We start from the raw sequence: 19,634 nt of genomic DNA on the forward strand, positions 1-19,634 counted from the left end.
CTTCTAGATGTTATAATTGAAAGGAAATCGTACAATTACTTTCACGCCGCCAAGACGGCTATCTGAATGGATGTCAACACCGATCCCGTTCATTTGGTAGAATGCACGAATGCGGTAATGGACATTCAGCAGACCGACATTAGTTAAGGTCGTATATTCTTCTTGATTTCGCATGGGTTCGAGCAGACGTGATCGGAATGCCTCTAGCCGCTCGGGATCATAAGCTTTCCCGTTATCCTCGAAAACGACACAGACCAGATTCCCCTCCCGACGGACGGTTACCTCTAGTCGAGTGGGCTCCCCCGTTGTTTCAATCCCATGCTTAATCGCATTCTCTGCAATGGGCTGCAGCACTACCTTGGGGCATAAAGCATTCCGACAATCTTCAGGTAAATCGATATGAAAACTTACCCCTTCACCATAACGAATCTGACTAATATTCATGTAGTGAATCACATGAGATATTTCATCCTCAACCCTCACATAGGTATCTCTGAAATTAGACGTATAACGGAGCATGCGTGAAAGTGAAATGGAAGCTCTTTCAATCTTATCGTGTCCGGCCAAATGGGCCATTGAATTAATAGATTCTAACGCATTATATAAGAAATGGGAGTGAATCTGTGATTGCATCGCTGAGAAGGCCGCCCGCTGCTGCATTAACTTCGTATCGGTTAGCTGTTGGATTGAAGTATCTAATTCTTCTAGCATTCGGTTAAAGGAATGGCTAAGATCCGATACTTCATCGGCACCTTCAATATGAAGCCGGCTTTTGAAATTGCCGAACTGAGCCGTCTTCATATTCGAACGAAGATTAGACAAACGGCGGGTGACTGACGTAGCGACGAGAGCCACAAACATAATCCCCATGAGCATTCCAAGAGAGGCGACCACAATCGTTACATTACGAACGCGATTAATACTATTCGTAATATCATCCATGGATAGAATGGCGACGGTCTTCCAACCTGTATATGGAATCGTATCGAAAATAACTAGCTGATTCGTATTATTGCGAATGAAGCTACCGCTGGGTTCAGCGAATTGTTCGATGATGTCCGATTCAAGGACACTTCCAATCTTTTCGGAGGATTGGTGGACTAAAATGGTACCATCCGGCTTCGCTATTAGGCTGATCCCTTGTTTTCCTAGCTCCATCCCGTTCAGAATCGCTTGAGCGGGTTCCAGAGTAATGTCCATCTTGAGGAAGCCTTTTGCTTCTGGCCTTCCGAACTGAGCTGCTAATGTCAGTAAAATTTGCGGCATCGGATTGTTTTTAGCATCCACGTAGTGCGTATTCAGCCCCACTCGATGATGAACCTTCTCCCAGCTTCTAACTTCACTTAACCAGTCTTCATCCTTGAGCGAGTAATTTTTAGATAACCCCACCGTCGAGGTGTAATGGAATTCCCCGCCTTTATCCGACCGCATCGATACGGACAAAATCTCAGGATGACGTACAAGCAAATAGTGTAAAAAATTACTCTCCAAAGAATGATAACCGGAAATAAGTTCATACTGATCCTTAGGATCGATCTGAAGCCACTTAATAAACTCAGTACTCGTACCAAGTACTAGTAAGCCTCGCTCATACTCCATGTATTGTCGGTCCAGGTTCAGATTAGCCTGTCGCAATATTTGCTCACTAAAGTGAATGACATCATGTCGAATGGTTTTAGACGTTTCGTAGTAGCTGAAAAATCCGATCATCGCTACGACCGATACTAGAATCGCGATTAGCAAGCTAATCAGCTTCCATTTCAAGGACGTTTTTATTTTCTTGAACATAGAAGCCCCCCTTGCTTTCTATCTTCGCATATAGCGTAAAAAGCATAATCCTCGCCCAGTACTAGACTTGGGCGAGGTTATACTTTCTAGTTTTTATAATTATTTCTTCCTGTTTTTATTGTACCAGTCCGTACGTTCCTTGACCATCTGGTCTCCACCTTGCTTGCGCCAAGTTTTGACGAATTCGTCGAAGGAATCAATCGGCTCTTTTTTCAGTAAAATTTTGCTGGCTGCTTCGAGGTACATCGTGGCGATGTTGTAGCTTTCCTTCGCAGGTGGCATACCAACCGTTTCGGTAGGGAAGCCTTCCTTCGAGGCTATATCACGCGCCGCCTTCAATTTGCCATAGGCTACCGGATTATTCAGCTTAGCTTCTTCGACCGCTTCATTGACATCATGAATCTTGAAGATAAGGCTGAACGGAAGCAGCTTCTCGATTTTTGCAGCATCTACAACGATTTTGCCGCCGTCCTTCTTGTAAGAGTCGCCTTCTTGACCCAAATCTGTCAGCGTTTGTCCTTCTTCACTCATAAGCCAATTGAAATATTTAATAATCTCTTCCGGATTTTTCGCATTTTTCATGACGATATAGGTTTTGCCAACTGGGCTCCAGCGCGTTCCGAGTGGTCCAGTATACCCTGTACCGCGCGGAGTTGGAATCGCAACGACATTCGGTTTCTCATTAGGGAGCGACTTATCTAGGTCGGCTTGCCACTGCCAAGCTAGGCCAATTGAATGTGTCCACGTACCTACGAGACCGGATCTAATTTTCTGTTCCCAAACTGTTCTGGAGTTCGTCAAAAACTCGGAATCCATCACTTTTTCATCGACCATCGTTTTTATATAAGAGAGCGCCGTCTTCATATTCGGATGAATGTTTTGGAGGATGATTTCATTATTGTAGAGAACTTCCGTCCACTGTTGGTTCACGCCCCACATGCCGAACAGATTTTCGCCCCAGGTTAATTTCTCACGCATGGAATACGGGATCTCATCCGGCTTTCCATTGCCATTCGGGTCTTTATCCCGGAAAGCTTTCAGAACAGTCATCAATTCATCTGAGGTTTTAGGGATTTGCAATCCCAGCTTATCGAGCCAGTCTTTACGTATATACGTCACGGCACCCGAAAAAGCAATCGGTTGAGGAATAGCCAAAATTTTGCCGTTAACCGTTACCGCATCCCATGAGCTCTGCGGAATATATTTCTTCAGATTCGGTCCGTATTTGTCAATTAACGCGTTTAGCTCCAGTACTTTTCCGGATGCGATCAAATCAGCGTCAGGTGCAGACCAGGACTGGTATACATCAGGAAAATCACCAGATGCAAACTTAACCGTAAGCTGTTCGGCGTACTGTGCATGCGGCAAGAGAACTAAGTCCAAATCGGTGTTCGTTTTCTTTTCCACATAAAGAATATTAGGATCATTAGCCGCGAGTGGTGGTTGCGCGTTGTCGGAAGCGAACATGCGAATTTTCGTGGGTACTGATGGTGTTGGGGATGCTGCTGCACTTGCAGATGCGCCAGCGCCTGTACTTGTACTTGTACTTGCACTTGGACTTGGGCTCGGGTCACCATTTCCACAGCCTGCGACCAACAAAGAACTCGAAGCTAAAAGAATTGCGGTTTGCTTGATCCCTTTTCTCATATAAACCCTTCTTCCCATTTGATATATATCAAAGATTGGTTACTCTTTGATCGAGCCAATAAGCGCACCCTTGATGAAGTGCTTTTGAATGAATGGATAAACCAAGAGTATGGGTACAGTTGCTACCAGAATGGTTGCCATTTGCAGTCCCTGTGGAGAAAGAACGACATTCGATTCAACAGCAGCAGCAAGCTCCTCATTCATATTGAATTGTGCAATCAAATTATACAGATAGAGTTGCAGCGGTCGAAGCTCGAAGTTATTGATGTACAGTAGCGCTGAGTAATAATTGTTCCAATTGCTGACCGCGTAAAACAAAATGAGGGTCACCATAATCGGTTTCGACAACGGTACAGCAATTTTCCAAAGGATAGAGAATTCCTTCATACCATCAATGCGAGCGGATTCGAACAGCTCCTCGGGTAGGGATCGGAAGAAGGTCAGGCAGATGAACATATTGAATGCAACGAGCGCGCTCGGAATAATTAGCGCCCATACGCTATTTAATAGGTGTAAGCTTTTCACAACTAAATAGGTAGGAATCATCGGTGCTTGGAAGATCATGGTGAAGACGATCAGCATTAGGATCAAATTTCTGCCCTTCAATCCATACCTGGATAACGGATACGCGGTTATTAACGTCATGAACATATTGAGTGATGTACCGACGATGACGACGAACATGGTAATGCCGAAGGATCGCCAGAATACCGAGTTTTTAAACACGACTTGATAATTGTCCGTATTAAAGCCGATCGGCCATAGGGTGACTTCACCGCGAATGATCGCTTCTGGTGAACTAAGCGAGCTTGATACCATATAGAGGAAAGGCAGCAAAACGGCGGCGCAGGCTAGCAGCAGAACAGTGTAGTTAAACGTATCAAACACTTTTTCTCCGATGGTAGTACGGTAACGCATTTTATTGGACCTCCTCTGCTAGAATAGCCGCTCTCCCGTTGTACTTCGGCTAATCCGATTCGCGACGATCAATAGTCCGAAGCCCACGACCGACTTGAACAATCCGATTGCCGTTGTTAAGCTATACTTCGTCTTCATGATCCCTTCACGATAAGCATACGTATCGATGACATCCCCAACATCGTATGTTAGCGGATTAAGGAAGACGTAAATTTGCTCAAAGCCGAGATCTAGAATGTGTCCTATCTTCAGGAGCAGCAGGAGCATGATGGTCGGTAGCATACCAGGCAGCGTGATGTGTAGAAGCTGCTTCCACCGGCCTGCGCCGTCAATACGTGCTGCTTCATAAAGCGCGGGGCTAATCCCCGCAATTGCGGCTAGAAATACGATGGCGCTCCAGCCCATTTCCTTCCATATGCCTGATCCCACCACGATGAAGCGGAACCAGCTGGTCTCTTGCAGAAAGAAAATCGGTTCATAGCCGAACGCTTTTACCACATGATTGATCAGCCCGATCTGAGGAGACAGAAGCATGTAGCCGAAGCCGGCAATAATAACCCACGATAGAAAGTGCGGCAAGTATACGATGGTTTGAATCGTACGACGTAACGCCATCCTGGCAATTTCATTTAATAGAATGGCAAGGATTATTGGTGCCGGAAAGGCGAATATCAATTGATAAAAGCTGATTATAATGGTGTTCCATAACAATCGTCGGAAATTGATAAACTCGAAAAACTGCTGAAACCATTTGAAGCCTACCCATTCGCTTTGGAAGAAGCCGCCATATACGTTGTAATCCTGAAAAGCAATTACACTTCCCAAGAGAGGCACATACTTAAAGAGTAAAAAATAAAGGACTCCCGGAACCAGCATGACGTATAAGGGCCAAAACCGTTTCATGTATCGATAGCCCGCACCCTTGGCTTTGGGATTCCCTTTGGTTTGAGATACTAATACTCCTTCACTCGCCGATGCTGAGCGCATGACGTTCACCTCCTTGTCTAAGATGCATGTTTACTTTATATCATCATTGTAAATGAAGCGTTTCCATTGGGGAATGAGGGCATCCACCGAAAAGCATAGGAATCGTCGGATGTTTCCCTCACCCTCTTTTACTTGAGCAAAACCCGCACATCTTGTGCTGCTAATTCAATGGGTCCACTAACCTGCTCATTCGTCCATGCATCTCGGTACGTATTGTTTAGTGTAACCGTTACCGCTGTAAACAGGTGATTGATCACAAAGAGCAGCTCGCGCCCTCCAGCTCCCGCTTCTTTTCTAACTACAGCTTCGACCCCTTCAGGCAGCTCGCCTATTAGCGGTTTAACTTGCAGCTCATCAACAAGCTGTTCGAGTATTCCATATAAGCCTTCCTTGTCAGGAGCCGTTCCCAGGTAGATGGCACTGCCCTTACCGTATGTTCTTCTAGTCGCTGCAGGGGTATCACGATAATAACCATCCGTGTAAACTGCCATTGGCTGCGCAGCCGAATCTAGATCCAGTATGTCAATGACTTCATACCACTTCTTCGCAGCACTTACTTCTCCACTTTTCAAATCCCGCATGCCAATCTGCCCACTAGCTTCGATGATCCCGTAGTCCTCAATGCCGATACCAAGTAAATCTCGAAATGCGCCTGGTAAACGCTTTTGTGTAATCTGGTTGCTCATTTCCTTCGCACCTGAGCGGAAATCCATGATCAAGTAGCCGCCCTCTTCCACGTAGCGGTATAGCGCTTGGACCGTTTCGTCCTTAGCCATCATTAGATTAGGCGCCACAATCAGCTCGTAATCAGCAAAGCTCGCTTCTGGTGACACGATATCCACTGTAATGCCGCGATCGTAGAAGTAGCTATAGTACGTCTCGAAATGCTTGATATATTCATAGCCTTCGATATGAGGCTGCAGCTCTAAGGACCACTCATTGTCATAGCTGCGAATCATTGCCACTTTAGCTTGAGGGGAAGTACCCGAGAGATGAGGTGCTAATTGCTCCAGCTCCTGCCCGATCTGCTTCACCTCGTCGTACTTCCGCCCAGGCTCGCCATGATGCTGCAAAATGCCATGCCATAGATTTTCGATGGAGTACGGAAGCGTTCGAAAGCGGAAATACACAATCGCATCCGCACCGTGGGCTATGGATTGATACGTCCATCTCCGGATCTCACCTGGCACGGGTGTCGGATACAACACGACAGCTCCTGGCGAACCGCTCTGGTGCTCTGTTACCCAAAAGTTCTGGTTTCCTTTAAAGCCTCTAGTTATATCAAGCTGCTCCGCCATATACGCAGGACGAGCCTTGGGCTCCGATTTCATATTTGGATATACATCCAACGCGCACAAATCCAGATCTTTGGATACCTCATAGTGGTCAAATTGATTGAACTTGCCCATTAAGTTCGTTGTAATCAGATGAGCAGGCGCGTATTGCCGGATGATCTGGAGCTGCAGCCGCTGGAAGTCCACAATTGAATCTGACGCAAAACGGTTGTAATCGATCGCCAGACCCGGACTATGATGCTGATGTACCGCATAGGTAGGCAGATGCAGCTCGTCCCAAGAGCGATACGTTTGGCTGGAGAAAACTGTCCCCCATGCTTCATTGACTGCATCAATCGTACCGTATTTTTTCTGAAGCCAGACTTTGAAAGCCTGAAGGCAATGATCGCAGTAGCAGCGTGCCGTATCGCATACGCCGTATTCATTGTCGATCTGCCAGCCGATTACGTCCGTTAACGAGCCATAGTGCTGGGCCATCTGTGTAACAATGCGCTCTGTACAGCGGAGGAAATCCGGGTGAACCATGCAATAATGCTTTCTTGTCCCGAAGCCTCTAACTCGCCCGTACACATCTCGCTGATACGCATCATAACGATCCATCAGCCACTTCGGTGGACCTGCCGTAGGAGTGCCGAGTATAAATTTCATCCCATACTTACGCATCACACTCATCGCGCGGTCGAGCCACGAGAAATCGAACTCCCCTTCAGACGGCTCAAATTTACCCCAAGCAAATTCAGCCAACCGAATTACGTTAAACCTCGCCTCATGCATGAGCTTAGCGTCCTTCTCCCAACGCTCCTCCGGCCAGTGTTCCGGATAATAACACGCACCAAAATACATGTCGATTTCCTCCAACTCTTAGTTGATTATGTGTTATATTTCAACTTTCACCTTAAGACATTACTGAATATCGAATAAGCTTCGAATGGTTAGTTGAGAATGAAACGTCGTTACGTCCATCTTTTCCGATATACACTCTTTTGAAAACATGATGCGTCTAGTCTCGCCGGACGACAAATCGAAATAGTTGTCATTCGGGCGGCTATCCGAGTCCGCCAATAGTAATTCAACCGCCTTGGCGAATGCAGATGCTTTTATTTCAACAATGAACGCTCGATCCGTCTCGTTAACCGTCCATGCGAGCTGAGGATCCTCAAATACGAAATGCTTCGGCCTAACGAACAGAACGACTCCTCTGCTCACTGCTTCGCCCTCGGAACCATCTTTGTGCAGGAACACATACGACAAGTAGTGCGTTCGCTTATCCCCTACCGTTTTTAACTCTTCTGCAAAATCGAGCTCTTCCAAACAGCTTGCTGATAGAGCGGGTACCGCTGCGTCTAATTGACCCGATTTCACGATGCCTTCTCGGTTATCCCTTAATTCCCAAGTGACGGTACCCCGTATTTCTTCCCTCGAATCATTCGTCAAGTATAAACTAACGGACGTGCCTTCCTCTCTCGCAGAGAGCAAAACAGGGGCATGAAACCGCTTCGCATAATAATGTAGCGCCTTCCATCTCCCGAAGAAATCGATGCTAGACCACGATGTCACTGGCCAACTATCGTTAAGCTGCCAGTAGAGCGATCCCATGCTAATTCCACGATTTTGACGCCAAAATTCTACTCCATAGCGAATAGCGTCCGCTTGCACAAGCTGAGACAAATACACGAGTCCGTCCAACGTCGACGGATATTGAAACATTTGAGCCAAATAATTTAAGATTTTTCCATTTGCTTCAAAATGATTCTGGTGTTTCTCCATAACGTAACTCAGCATGTTGCGATCTTCCGGCAAAGTAAAGGACTCGATCGTTTTCATGCTCGGAAGGGATTGGAATCCGAACTCTGAGCAAAATCTAAAATGATATTTGCGATAATCGGTAAACGGCTTTGTGCCATGCCATACGTCCCAATAATGGACGTCTCCTTCAGTCGGTTCATTCGGCCTATCGAATCCGCCTCCCGACGACGGAGACGCAAGCCAGTAGAACGTATTCGGATCATGTTTGCGCACCACCTCAGGTAAAACAACTTCAAACTGTTTCACATAATCTGCTCGCAAGGCATCTGTGCTAGGAATATTCCATTCCGCCCATGCCCATTCCATCTCGTTATTTCCGCACCACATTGCCAATGATGCATGGTGTCGTAATCGCTTAACGTTATCAATCGTTTCAAGAACGATATTGGTTTCGAACGCCTCCGTCATCTCATAGGCAGCGCAAGCGAACAGCAAGTCTTGCCAAATCAAAATCCCTTTTTCGTCGCATAAATCGTAGAAGTAATCATCCTCAAAAAATCCGCCGCCCCAAACGCGGAGCATATTGAAATTGGCTTCTACGCAGTCTTGTATCAACTTTTCCGAACGATCACGGTTACGAAGGCTCAAGATGTTATGATCAGGTATATAATTGGCACCCATGGCGAATAGGGATTCCCCGTTAACGACGACTTCAAAAGATTTGCCATACTTATCGGGTTCTACACGCCAAGTGATGGTGCGAAGTCCTAAAGTCTGTCGTTTTTCATGGATGATAACATCCTTTTGGGTCAGCTTTGCCGATACGGTATACAAAGGTTGCGCTCCATAGCCGTTTGGCCACCATAACTCCGGCTTTTGGATTTCGATGAATACCTTCGTTTCCGAAATCGCTTCGCAAGTTTTCCGTGCAACGACTTCCCCGTTCGGTCCGATAACTTCCACTTCAATGCCCAGATCCTCCGTAACGGTTGATCGTACTTTGCTTGAAATGTCTATCTCCAACCTTACCATACCGGGATCGTGTTTCTGTGTTACGTAGATGTCCTGAACGAAGCCCACTTCATAACTTCGAAGATAGATGGATCTCCAAATCCCCGAATCCGGCAGAATCGGGCCCCAATCCCAACCGAACATGTAATGGGCTTTACGAATCTGATTGAATCCCGGCGCAGGGCCTGTCGTCGTCGCCCAGACGGGATTTTCCACAGCGCGACGCTCGGCGAATTCAATGGAAGATCGGAAAGTAATCCGCAGCTCGTTTTCGCCTTCTCTCAGCAAAGACTTAACGTCGAACATATACGTTCGATGCATATTATCTGTCCCGGCTAATGGACGACCGTTGATGTAAATTTCAGCCAAGGTGTCCAGCCCCTCGCAGACTAGCTCCACCATGTTAGCATTTAAAAATTCACGATTTACCGAAAAGACGCGAGAAAATTCATAATCATGTCTCAATAGCTCCAAGGTCGGATCCACGTTGTCTCGGTAATAAGGATCTTCTATTGCGCCATTATCCAAAAGAGTACGGAGCACCGATCCAGGGATTGCTGCCGAGTACGATTTTTCCATCGCGTCCGAGGAACGATTCCGCATTTGCCAAGTACCATTTAAGTCAAAGATCTGCATGTTTTGTTACACTCCTCGCTGGTTTACGCCAAAAAAGGGGACGTCATGAAATTGACGCCCTCTCCTGAAAAATTATTTGACTTCTCGCTCATCATTATCCGGAAGACTAGGGAATGGGGCATGCGGCTCTGCCTGATACCAGAACACCGTCGACGCAATGTCGCTTTGCTGCGGCAAATACCGGCGGTCCGCACGCCAGCCGAGATCTTGAATCGTCACTTTCAGGTCGTTTTCGAAGCGTATCGGGTCCAAAACATGCCAACGATACATGCCAAATCGCTGTTGACTGCGGTACAAGCCGTCCGGCTTAATTGCTTGATGCATGCCAAGATATGCCGTCGAATAAGTTCCGTATTGCCCAGCCGGTTGCTCCCAGTTCCAAGCACCGCCGAAATAATCTTCCGTCCCCGTTCCGCAGATCGTTGGAAATTCTTTATCGCCGTCCATGTAAAACTTGATTTCTCCTTCTCCCCACCATCCGCAGTTGTTGACCTGCCAAGCCAGGTAGGTGCCCACGTAATGGCCTTTGCCTTGAATCCCGTCAATAATCGTGTGTACGTCCTTGTATGCCACCGGATGGCTTCGGCGCCATTGCGCATGGAAGTATGCCGCATCCTCTGGCACGTCCGTCAGCGTATAATCGATTTGGTAATACAAGACGGCTTTGTTATCGTTCTTGTTTTCCATCGTGATCTTGGCGCTCTTACGGAACGGCATTTGCCAATAGCTGTTAAAGCCACCGGCCGGATTGACCGCGATCGGAAGGGAGTTCACATTCGCCCTCTCCTGCCAGCCGTTGCAGAAGAAGTCGCACACCGGCACTTCGACTGAAGGCTGCTCCTCGCCATCCCAGTACAGCCGGAAAATCAGGTTCCGCCATCCAGAGGGATGACTGGTAAGCCAAATATGCTGGATGTTGCCGGGACCTTGGATTTCTCCCATCGTGAATTCCACACCCGGTTCGATTTCCACGGAAGGGGAAACCTTCCAACCAATGCCGAGATCGCGCGCGCCAGCGGCTCCGGTCCCTTCGGTCGCCATGGCACCTTGGCCCTTGGCTCCCGTGAAGTTCTCGGGGCTGATCGATCTCGTCACAGCGTTCGACAGACGCGACAAATTGCCTAATCCCATATCCAATCCGTTAAATGAGGTCATGTCTTCTATCTCCTTAGATATGATCTATTTCCACTCCAAAACTGCAACGCCATTCGATTCCAGCTCGATCCGTTCCGCAAACGAACGTCCGGTGACGAGGTCGACATAAGTTCTGCCTTTCAAATCAATCACGACCGAGTGTTCGAGATGGTTGAGCAAAAATTGAAAAGATTTTCCGTCATGCTCGCGAACCGTCGTCTCAACGCCGGATGGAACCGAGATGTCCGGGAGCAAATTTAGCCTCTCGGCAAGAAGGCGAATCAGCTTATCCGAGAGCTTCTGCTCCGGAAACATGCCAACATAGAGCGCGCTTCCCTTACCGTAAGCGTTCTCAGTGACCGCAGGAAATCCGTCGTAATAATCCGCGGTAAACACGCCGAGCGCTGTCGCTCCTTCCAACCGGATGATATCAGCCCATAAGCTGCACGAATATTCTCCCGAACAATCGGGGTCCACCATTTGGAGACTTGAAGTTTGCTCTGGTGTAAATGGATCGAACTCTTCCACATGGATGCCAAGCAGCTTGCGAAGAGGAGCTGGGTATCCGCCGAGATGGACTCGATCGTTTCGGTCAACGATACCGCTCCAGAAAGTCGTCAGCAGCGTCCCGCCGCCGTCGACGAACCGCTCCAACCGATCCGCCGATTCAGAATCGATCATATAAAGCGCCGGCGCAAGCACCAGGTCGTATCCGCTCAGATCCGACTGCGGCTGCACAATGTCTACGGCAACGTTCAATTTGTGCAGCGCCGTATAATACTTCATGACCTGCTCGCGGTAGCGGATGTCGGCGCTCGGTTTGCCCGCCATCTCCACCGCCCACCAGTTCTCATAGTCGAACAGGATTGCTGTTCTGGCCTTGATCCGGGAGCCGACAACCGCTTCCAGACGTTTTAGCTCTTCCCCCAGCTGCCGCACCTCGCGGTAAACGCGGCTGTTGACATCGCCGGAATGGGGAACCAGCGCACCATGAAATTTTTCTGCTCCGGCTTTGGACTGTCTCCATTGAAAAAACAGAATGCCGTCGCCGCCCCGGGCGATAGACTGATAGCTCCAAAGACGCATCTGCCCCGGTTTTTTCTGGGCGTTGTTCCGCCTCCAGTTCACTTGGGTCGTCACCTGTTCCATCAGCAAGTACGGCTGACCGTCCTTCATGCTGCGCAGCATGTCGAAATCCATCGCTTGGCTAATTGGAATACCAAGTCTCGGATCAGGATACGTATCCAGGCCTACGACGTCCATATGCTTGGCCCACTCGTAGTAGTTCAACCATTTGAACTCCATCATGAAGCTGGCGAGAATCGGCACGTCTGGCGTCACTTCCCGGAGTATCCGGTATTCATTCAAATACAGCTCCAGCAGGCAATCGTTCATGAAACGCGTAAAATCCAGCTCTTGGCCAGGATTGCAAAAGGCGATCGGCGTCGTGCTAGGTGGCCCGATCTCCTCCCAATCGGAATATTTCTGGCTCCAGAACGCCGTTCCCCACTGATCGTTCAATTCATCTAGCGTACCGTAACGCCGCTGCAGCCACTCGCGAAAACCCGTGATTGCATCCGGCGTGTAGTCTTTCTGCAAATGGCCGCCGTGTTCATTATTGATATGCCACATGAACAGCGCCGGGTGGTTCTTGTACCGTTCGGCAATCTCGCGTACAAGATTGGCACAGTACTGTCTGAAAACCTTACTAGCCGGACTGTAATGCTGCCTCGAACCGTGACGGTACGGATGGCCGTTGACATCCACGTTCATGGTCTCGGGATAACGGTGTGTCAACCAGGCCGGAGGCGATGCAGTAGCCGTAGCCAAATGCACGGCGATTCCGTTCTCTGCGAGCAGATCCATGATCCGATCCAACCATCCAAACTCAAAACGGTGTTCTTCTGGCTGAATCGACGCCCAACCGAAAATGCCGATCCGTACGATGTTAACTCCCGCTTCTTTCATCAGCTTCATATCTTCGAGCCATACCTCTTCCGGCCATTGTTCAGGATAATAATCCGCGCCGTACAAAATTTGCCCCATCTTCTCTCTTCTCCACGTCATCGGTAAAGCTCCTTCCCAGTCCATCGTTCCAGTCAATCGGCCCACACATGCACCGTTCATTATCCGCCGTGCCCAATGTTCGAGGGCGGAATTTCATTCACGTCATTGGTCATCGTCTTAACTTTTCGAACTCTTCTCTTCAATCATAGCAAGTTGCTCAGTATCTACCAATATGGGGATCGAACGATTTGCATTGTTATGGTCAGGATTAGCACGACCCATCTGTCTAACAGTTAAAAAGAAAACATCCACAACCTCATTAGGTGGTGGATGTTGGATCATGCCTTCTCCTTGGCATTCATTTCAGTATTGTGTTTAACTTTGTTGAACAGTAAAAATCGCTCTTGCCACATTGGTGAGGTGGATATATAATTACGCTAATTCAACTAGGTTGAATATCACGATATTATGTTTAACGATCGGAGAGAGTGCGATGAATTTTTCACCCGTGAAATATAACTTCGAATTTGAGCACAAACTGCGCATTTGTTTTATCGGTGCAGGTGGACACTCGTTCCGGAACATTTACCCTACGCTGCAATACGCTCCGGTGGATCTGGTCGCCATATGTGATACTAATGGGGATCGGGCAATGGATTATGCGCGTCAGTTTGGTGCGAATGCGACTTACACCGATTATAAGCTAATGTTCGCAAAGGAGAAACCGGACGCCGTCTTTATCGTTACAAGTTATACGCCAGATGGGCGTGTGCAAGCGACCGATATTGCCATGGACGCTTTGCGCGCAGGCATTCACGTGTGGATGGAAAAACCTACAGCCGCTAGCAGTGACGAGGTGCATCAGCTGATTCAAGCAAGCCGGGATAGTGGATATTTCGTGATGACCGGACTAAAGAAACAGTTTTTCCCAGGCGTCGAGAAAGTGAAACAAATCATCAGCTCTCCTGAATTTGGTACACCGACATCGATCTCCGTCAAATATCCGCAATCGATGCCGCCCTTTTCCCAGCGAGCTGACCTCAAAAACGTAACAAGTTTCCTGGATCACATCTACCATCCCGGTTCTATTCTTCATTATTTAATGGGCAAAGTCGGCACATTATCGTATCAATGGGAGCCCGTAAATGGCAGCTCAGTGACTAATCTGCGCTTCTTATCTGGTGCGATCGGCACGTTGCATATGGCTCCCGGCATTGCTCGCAGCAGTCCGCTTGAACGGCTTGAGGTCTTCGGCCAAGGAGCCAACGTGGTTCTGGAGAATGGTGTAAAATTGACCTATTATCGCAAAACGAAAAGCGCTAGACCGTATGGAAGAACCGCTTCCTACCTGGTTGAGGACGATGAAGCACCGCTTTATTGGGAGCCTGAATTTTCATTAGGGCAATTATATAACAAGAACATATTCATGCTTGGTTACGTTCCGGAAGTGCTCCATTTTTGTGAAAGCATTCTATCTGGACAGCCGCCTCAAAAAGGAACATTGGAGGATTCCCTGGAAATTGCGAAGCTATTTGAAGCTTATCGGACAACACCGGAGGACACTCTTGCAACAATTAATGAATCATAGAAACCAGAATCATGCCGTATGATCATCACTTATTCTGCACCGAATTAAAAACGAAGCACATTTTTTCATATGTGCTTCGTTTTTTTTTATTCCGGTGTCCACTTTTTACTCTGGTTCGTGTTAAACCAAGACCATAACAATGCAAATCGTTCGATCTCCATATAGGTAGATAGTGAGCAACTTGTTATGATGTAAGCGCATACGAGTAAAAACATTTCCATTTTAGAGGTCAAAGAGAATGGAGGCGTATTCCAAAGTAAGTAAGAAGGAGGTGCTCACTCTCTTTTTAATAAAGATTCGTTCGACCACGCTGTACGTATCAGTGAGGCTGAACAAGGAACACCTTGTCTCTAAAGTAGCCAGGAAAACTTTTATATGGAGGATTGCTTAATGAGAAAATTTACAAGAGTTCCATCCATTATTCTCTCAATTTTTATCCTGCTGACATCTTTCTCCTCAAACGTTTTAGCTGCTCAACCAAAAGAGAAGGATAAATATTCAGCAGTATACTTACCAGCACCTTCACAAAACATAACTGTAAAGTCGGATGAAGCCTTCAATTTTGACTTCCGTGATTTTCAAGTCATGAAGAAAAATGAAAAGATACTTAATAAGGACTATGCTGTAAGAGTAGCGCAAGTTCCATCAAACTTCACAATGTCAGGCTCAACAATGACAGCTAATGCCTCTGCAATTTCATCTGAAAGAGTTGAAGTACAGGTGGAAATTACAAATAAAGCAGGAACTGCGGTGCTTGAATCCATGATGTTCCATACGTTAGTAGAAGTATCAGATAAGTATTCTGTTTCTTACCTACCTGATATAACTCAAAATATTGATGTGAAAACAAAGAAACCATTTATTTTCAGTAACAGTGATTTCCAGATTAAGAATCCAAAAGGAATCGTCCTGAATAATCAGGATGGTAGTTATGCTGTAAGAGTTTCAGAAGTACCGGCTAATTTTATAAAGTCAGGATCTACGATAACTGCGGATAATATAGCTGCGATTTCTCGAGAGAGAGTTCCGGTAAAAGTAGAAATTACAAATGGCGCAGGTACAGTTGTGTTTAAGACATTGGTATTCCATGCACTTGTTTCTGGTGGCCCGTATGTATTCCTGGAGGAAGCAGCGAAGAGAACCTTCACACAAACGGAACCGGGGCTAATTAATCTTCCATACAGACTGTATGTTCCAGAGGGAGCTGCGAACATGGGTCCCCTTCCCGTCCTTCTATTCCTGCACGGATCAGGAGAATTTGGCACAGATAACGAGAAGCAAGTCAATGTGAATGCTGACATCCTGTATCGACTGACCGATACCTATTACCAAGACCATCCCGCTATTATCATAGCGCCGCAGACTCCCAATTCTGCCAGCAATGGATGGGGAAATGAACAGATGAGCAAATCCTTGTGGGCCCTTATCGATAGCGTACAGAAGGAATTTAATGCAGATCTGAGCAGGCTGTATACTATAGGTCTGTCTATGGGAGGTTGGGGAACTTGGGGGTTGCTTGAGCACTACCCCGATAAAATAGCTGCTGCAGTAACTTTCGCTGGCTGGAGCAACGATCCTAAGACGCAGGCTTCCGTCAATAAAGACATACCCGTTTGGATATTCCACGGAGACGCTGACCCCACAATCAGCGTAGCCCACTCGAGGAATGTTTATAACGAATTGAAGGCAATCGGGAACACGAAAGTCAAGTACACCGAGTTCCCAGGTGTCGGGCACAACAGCTGGGATACCGCATATACGTACAGGGATCCGAACGATGGTAACAAAAACATAGTCGAATGGTTGTTCGCGCAGACAAAACCGATATACCATGTCACCACGCCTACGTCGGTTAACGGAACAGTCACGGCAAGTTCTTCCACCATGATTGCTGGGGAAACCATTACCCTCACGGTCACCCCTGTGAACGGCTACAAGCTGACACTTAGTTCTCTTAAGGCCAATGGCGGTAATGTTGAGCTGAAGTCCATCGGAAGCAATGTTTTCACGTTTGTGATGCCAGCCGAGAATGTTACTGTGGCAGCTGCGTTTGAGTCCGCCAGTTCTCCAGTCCAGTACAGAGTAAACGTGAACGGCCAGATTGTAAACGGTAGTGTCGTAACCGACAAAACCTCGGCCCAGACCGACGACACAATTACCCTGACAGTCAACCCGGCAACGAACTACAAACTTAAAACGCTCACAGTCTCGCCGAACGGACTAGCCATGATGGTTGCCTTAACGCCTGCTGGCAGCAACCAATTTACATTTAAAATGCCTGCCGGAGATGTCAACATAACGGCTGTGTTTGAGATCGTCTATAAAGTCCTATACGATGAAAACTTCGACGCCAGTACCAGTGTTGGTGGAGGTGCGTGGGCCGGCGACACAGCCGCAATTGTCGCACGTCCAGGGGGAAATGCAGGTGACAAAGTAGTTGAAATTACGCACGGCACAGGCAAAAATTTGTTTCAATTACCCGAGATTGCCTATGAGTCAGGTGTCGACTATACCTTTGAATATGACTTCAGGGGTGACAACAGTATCAGCGGAAACAGTTTTTATTTGAACGACAGCCAAATGGTTTTCGATGACAATGGTTCTGCTACGGCAGGCAGTATGAATCTCTATGCATACAACAATTGGACCAAAAGGACTTATACCAAAAACGAGTGGCACCATTTTAAATTGCAGTTCAGGCACGACGGTGTGAAATGGTACTTTAATATCTTCATCGACAGTGTCCTTAAAGCTAATGGTGCTGTCTATTCTGTTACCGCTCTTGGGAACCAGTCGTTGATGTTAAAGAACGGTAACCGTAGCATTGCAGGTGGCAAAGCGTACTATGACAACTTCTTCCTCTATCGAGGTCAGCAGCCGGTTGTACCAAACACTCCTGTAACCGGTATTACGGTATCAGGTGCTGGAAGCCAATCCTCTGTCAAAATAGGAAACACACTGCAAATGTCTGCTACCGCCCAGCCTGATGTTGCAACTAATAAATCAGTTACATGGTCTGTTGTAAATGGAACAGGCAGCGCAACGGTAGATGCAAGCGGTCTATTAACTGCAGGTTCTGAGGGGCTTGTAACAGTCCGGGCAACAGCTAAGGATGGATCAGGAGTCGTAGGATCCTTGTCTATTACGATTACAACCTACTCACAATTCATACTGCCTGTCGTAGGCACGAGTTTCCTTTATGTGGATGTGCAAGCGTCTTTTCCTCAGGTAAACTGGCAGACCCTTGACCGCCTTTATGTACCTGCAGGCAATTATACACAACTGCGTCTTGGAAACCTGCCGCAACGAAGTGCCAACAATCCTTTAATCATTACAAATTATGGAGGGCAAGTAAAAGTTGGAGGTTTAGGCACACCATATTCAATCAAACTTACGGGCGGTAAGAATTGGATTTTCACAGGGAAATATGATCCCGTACTTCAGACAGGAAACGTGAACTATCCCGGTCATTTGAACGATAATTATACAAACGCTTCAGGCGATTACGGTTTTGAAGTTAAAAATGCCCCTGTTCATGGCATTGAAGTTGGCATTAATGCAACAAATTTTGAGCTTTCATTCGTTGAGGTTTCTTTGGTCGGTTTTGCAGGTCTTGCTATTAAAACAGATAATGCACCAACGGCTACCATGGATGGAGTAAAGATTCATGATATGTATATCCATGATATCGAAGCAGAAGGCATGTATCTCGGTAATACGCAGGGAGTTGACACTCAGCATAAGTTTACCAACCTCGAAATTTACAATAACAGAGTTTTGCGTACAGGTGCTGAGGGCTTGCAATTAGTCAATATGGGTAATGGCGTCAATGTCCATCACAATGTTGTTGTCATGACCGCGCTTGATTGGAAAGATCCTTTTGCTGCGAATCAGGAGGGGAACTTGCAATATTACCAAAGAGACGGTAGTGCTTCCATACATGACAATGTATTTATCGGCGGCGGCGAAATTATGTTTAACTTTAGAACTTACAAAGCTGCTACAGATGTGCTTAGTGTGACTGACCAAGTGTATGTGTATAATAACTATTTCGCACACGCAAGAAGTTATTTTGGATTTATCGCCGAGGATGCCACGAATCGTACTACACAACTGAGATTTGAAAACAATGTGATCAGATCGATTCCGTTCACTTGGAATGAAGTACATCCCACTGCAACAGATCGAAACATCTTATTTTATACCAGCGCCAACACGGCTAATCCTCTCTTCTTCAACAATAATACGAGGGATGGCAGTCAGGCATTCATCGATGTGCTTGGAGGAAATAATGGTACGACCAGCCACGTAAGCGCTTCAGGAAATACTACTGTCGCCAATCTTCCTTCTGTCCAATTTAGAGATCCGAGTTTCCCGGCTGACTTTGACTGGAGCACCGTTGAAATGTGGGATAATTATTCGGATTGGTGGAAAATCGATATCTATTATCAATACGGTGATTATGTCTATCAGAAAGGTAATCTGTATAAAAGCATCCAAGCAGGAACGCACAAAGCAATAGACCCTTCAACATCACCAACTACTTGGGAACTACAAACACCGATGACAGATGATTTTAGGCTTCACTCCTCATCTCTGTATCAGAGCATGGGACTTCTGGATAAATAGTCGGGTAAAATCCGTAAATAACCCATTAAAGAGGCTGCCATCCGGCAGCCTTCTTTTTACTTGTTTGATACCTGACGATAACAATGCAAATCGTTCGATCTCCATATTGGTAGCTACTGAGCAACTTGTTATGATGGAGGCGAAAGAGAAAGGGGGTGAATTGCGATGTAAGTAAGAAGGTTGGCAGATAAAGAGAAACAAGAAGAGTTCGTCGAAACAACCTTCCCAAGCCCCACAATTGTAAGCGC

At 46.9% G+C, this 19,634-nt stretch carries 12 protein-coding genes; 2 read left to right on the forward strand and 10 right to left on the reverse strand.

The features are described 5' to 3' along the window. Window positions 1-3: 3 nt before the first annotated feature. From AC58QM_RS30145 to AC58QM_RS30190, 10 genes are all read right to left on the reverse strand, one after another. Window positions 4-1,788 (reverse strand): cache domain-containing sensor histidine kinase, encoded by a 1,785-nt coding sequence (locus AC58QM_RS30145; RefSeq protein WP_497288463.1) that lies wholly within the window; start codon window positions 1,786-1,788, stop codon window positions 4-6. A 99-nt stretch (window positions 1,789-1,887) separates the two neighbouring features. After that, entirely contained in the window at window positions 1,888-3,435 is a 1,548-nt protein-coding gene (locus tag AC58QM_RS30150) for an extracellular solute-binding protein (protein WP_497288464.1), read from the reverse strand. A 39-nt stretch (window positions 3,436-3,474) separates the two neighbouring features. After that, entirely contained in the window at window positions 3,475-4,353 is an 879-nt protein-coding gene (locus AC58QM_RS30155; protein WP_497288465.1) for a carbohydrate ABC transporter permease, read from the reverse strand. 18 nt (window positions 4,354-4,371) lie between these two features. Further along, a complete protein-coding gene (locus AC58QM_RS30160) occupies window positions 4,372-5,340 on the reverse strand; it encodes an ABC transporter permease (protein ID WP_497288466.1) in 969 nt (322 codons plus the stop codon). A 128-nt stretch (window positions 5,341-5,468) separates the two neighbouring features. Continuing rightward, the gene (locus tag AC58QM_RS30165; RefSeq protein WP_497288467.1) at window positions 5,469-7,478 is read right to left on the reverse strand and encodes a beta-galactosidase; all 2,010 of its coding nucleotides are present in this window, start codon (window positions 7,476-7,478) and stop codon (window positions 5,469-5,471) included. 60 nt (window positions 7,479-7,538) lie between these two features. Beyond that, entirely contained in the window at window positions 7,539-10,028 is a 2,490-nt protein-coding gene (locus AC58QM_RS30170; RefSeq protein WP_497288468.1) for a beta-mannosidase, read from the reverse strand. A 72-nt stretch (window positions 10,029-10,100) separates the two neighbouring features. Beyond that, on the reverse strand, window positions 10,101-10,970 hold the full coding sequence (locus AC58QM_RS30175) for a glycoside hydrolase family 172 protein (protein ID WP_497288494.1): 870 nt from the start codon (window positions 10,968-10,970) through the stop codon (window positions 10,101-10,103). After that, complete coding sequence (locus tag AC58QM_RS30180; RefSeq protein ID WP_497288496.1) at window positions 10,895-11,074, reverse strand: hypothetical protein; 180 nt, start codon at window positions 11,072-11,074, stop codon at window positions 10,895-10,897. The genes AC58QM_RS30175 and AC58QM_RS30180 overlap by 76 nt, the downstream gene beginning before the upstream one ends. A 133-nt stretch (window positions 11,075-11,207) precedes the next feature. Then, entirely contained in the window at window positions 11,208-13,229 is a 2,022-nt protein-coding gene (locus AC58QM_RS30185; protein WP_497288469.1) for a beta-galactosidase, read from the reverse strand. A 117-nt stretch (window positions 13,230-13,346) separates the two neighbouring features. Beyond that, window positions 13,347-13,511, reverse strand: coding sequence for a hypothetical protein (locus tag AC58QM_RS30190; protein WP_497288470.1), 165 nt, complete (start codon window positions 13,509-13,511; stop codon window positions 13,347-13,349). Window positions 13,512-13,662: 151 nt separating this feature from the next. Between AC58QM_RS30190 and AC58QM_RS30195 the strand changes: the two genes are divergently transcribed. Together AC58QM_RS30195 and AC58QM_RS30200 are read left to right on the forward strand one after the other, a co-directional pair. Then, window positions 13,663-14,757: a Gfo/Idh/MocA family protein gene (locus AC58QM_RS30195; RefSeq protein ID WP_497288471.1), complete on the forward strand. Its 1,095-nt coding sequence runs from the start codon at window positions 13,663-13,665 to the stop codon at window positions 14,755-14,757. 390 nt (window positions 14,758-15,147) lie between these two features. After that, entirely contained in the window at window positions 15,148-19,386 is a 4,239-nt protein-coding gene (locus AC58QM_RS30200) for an InlB B-repeat-containing protein (protein ID WP_497288472.1), read from the forward strand. Window positions 19,387-19,634 lie beyond the last annotated feature (248 nt).

It is taken from the genome of Paenibacillus sp. J22P165 (assembly GCF_059692015.1).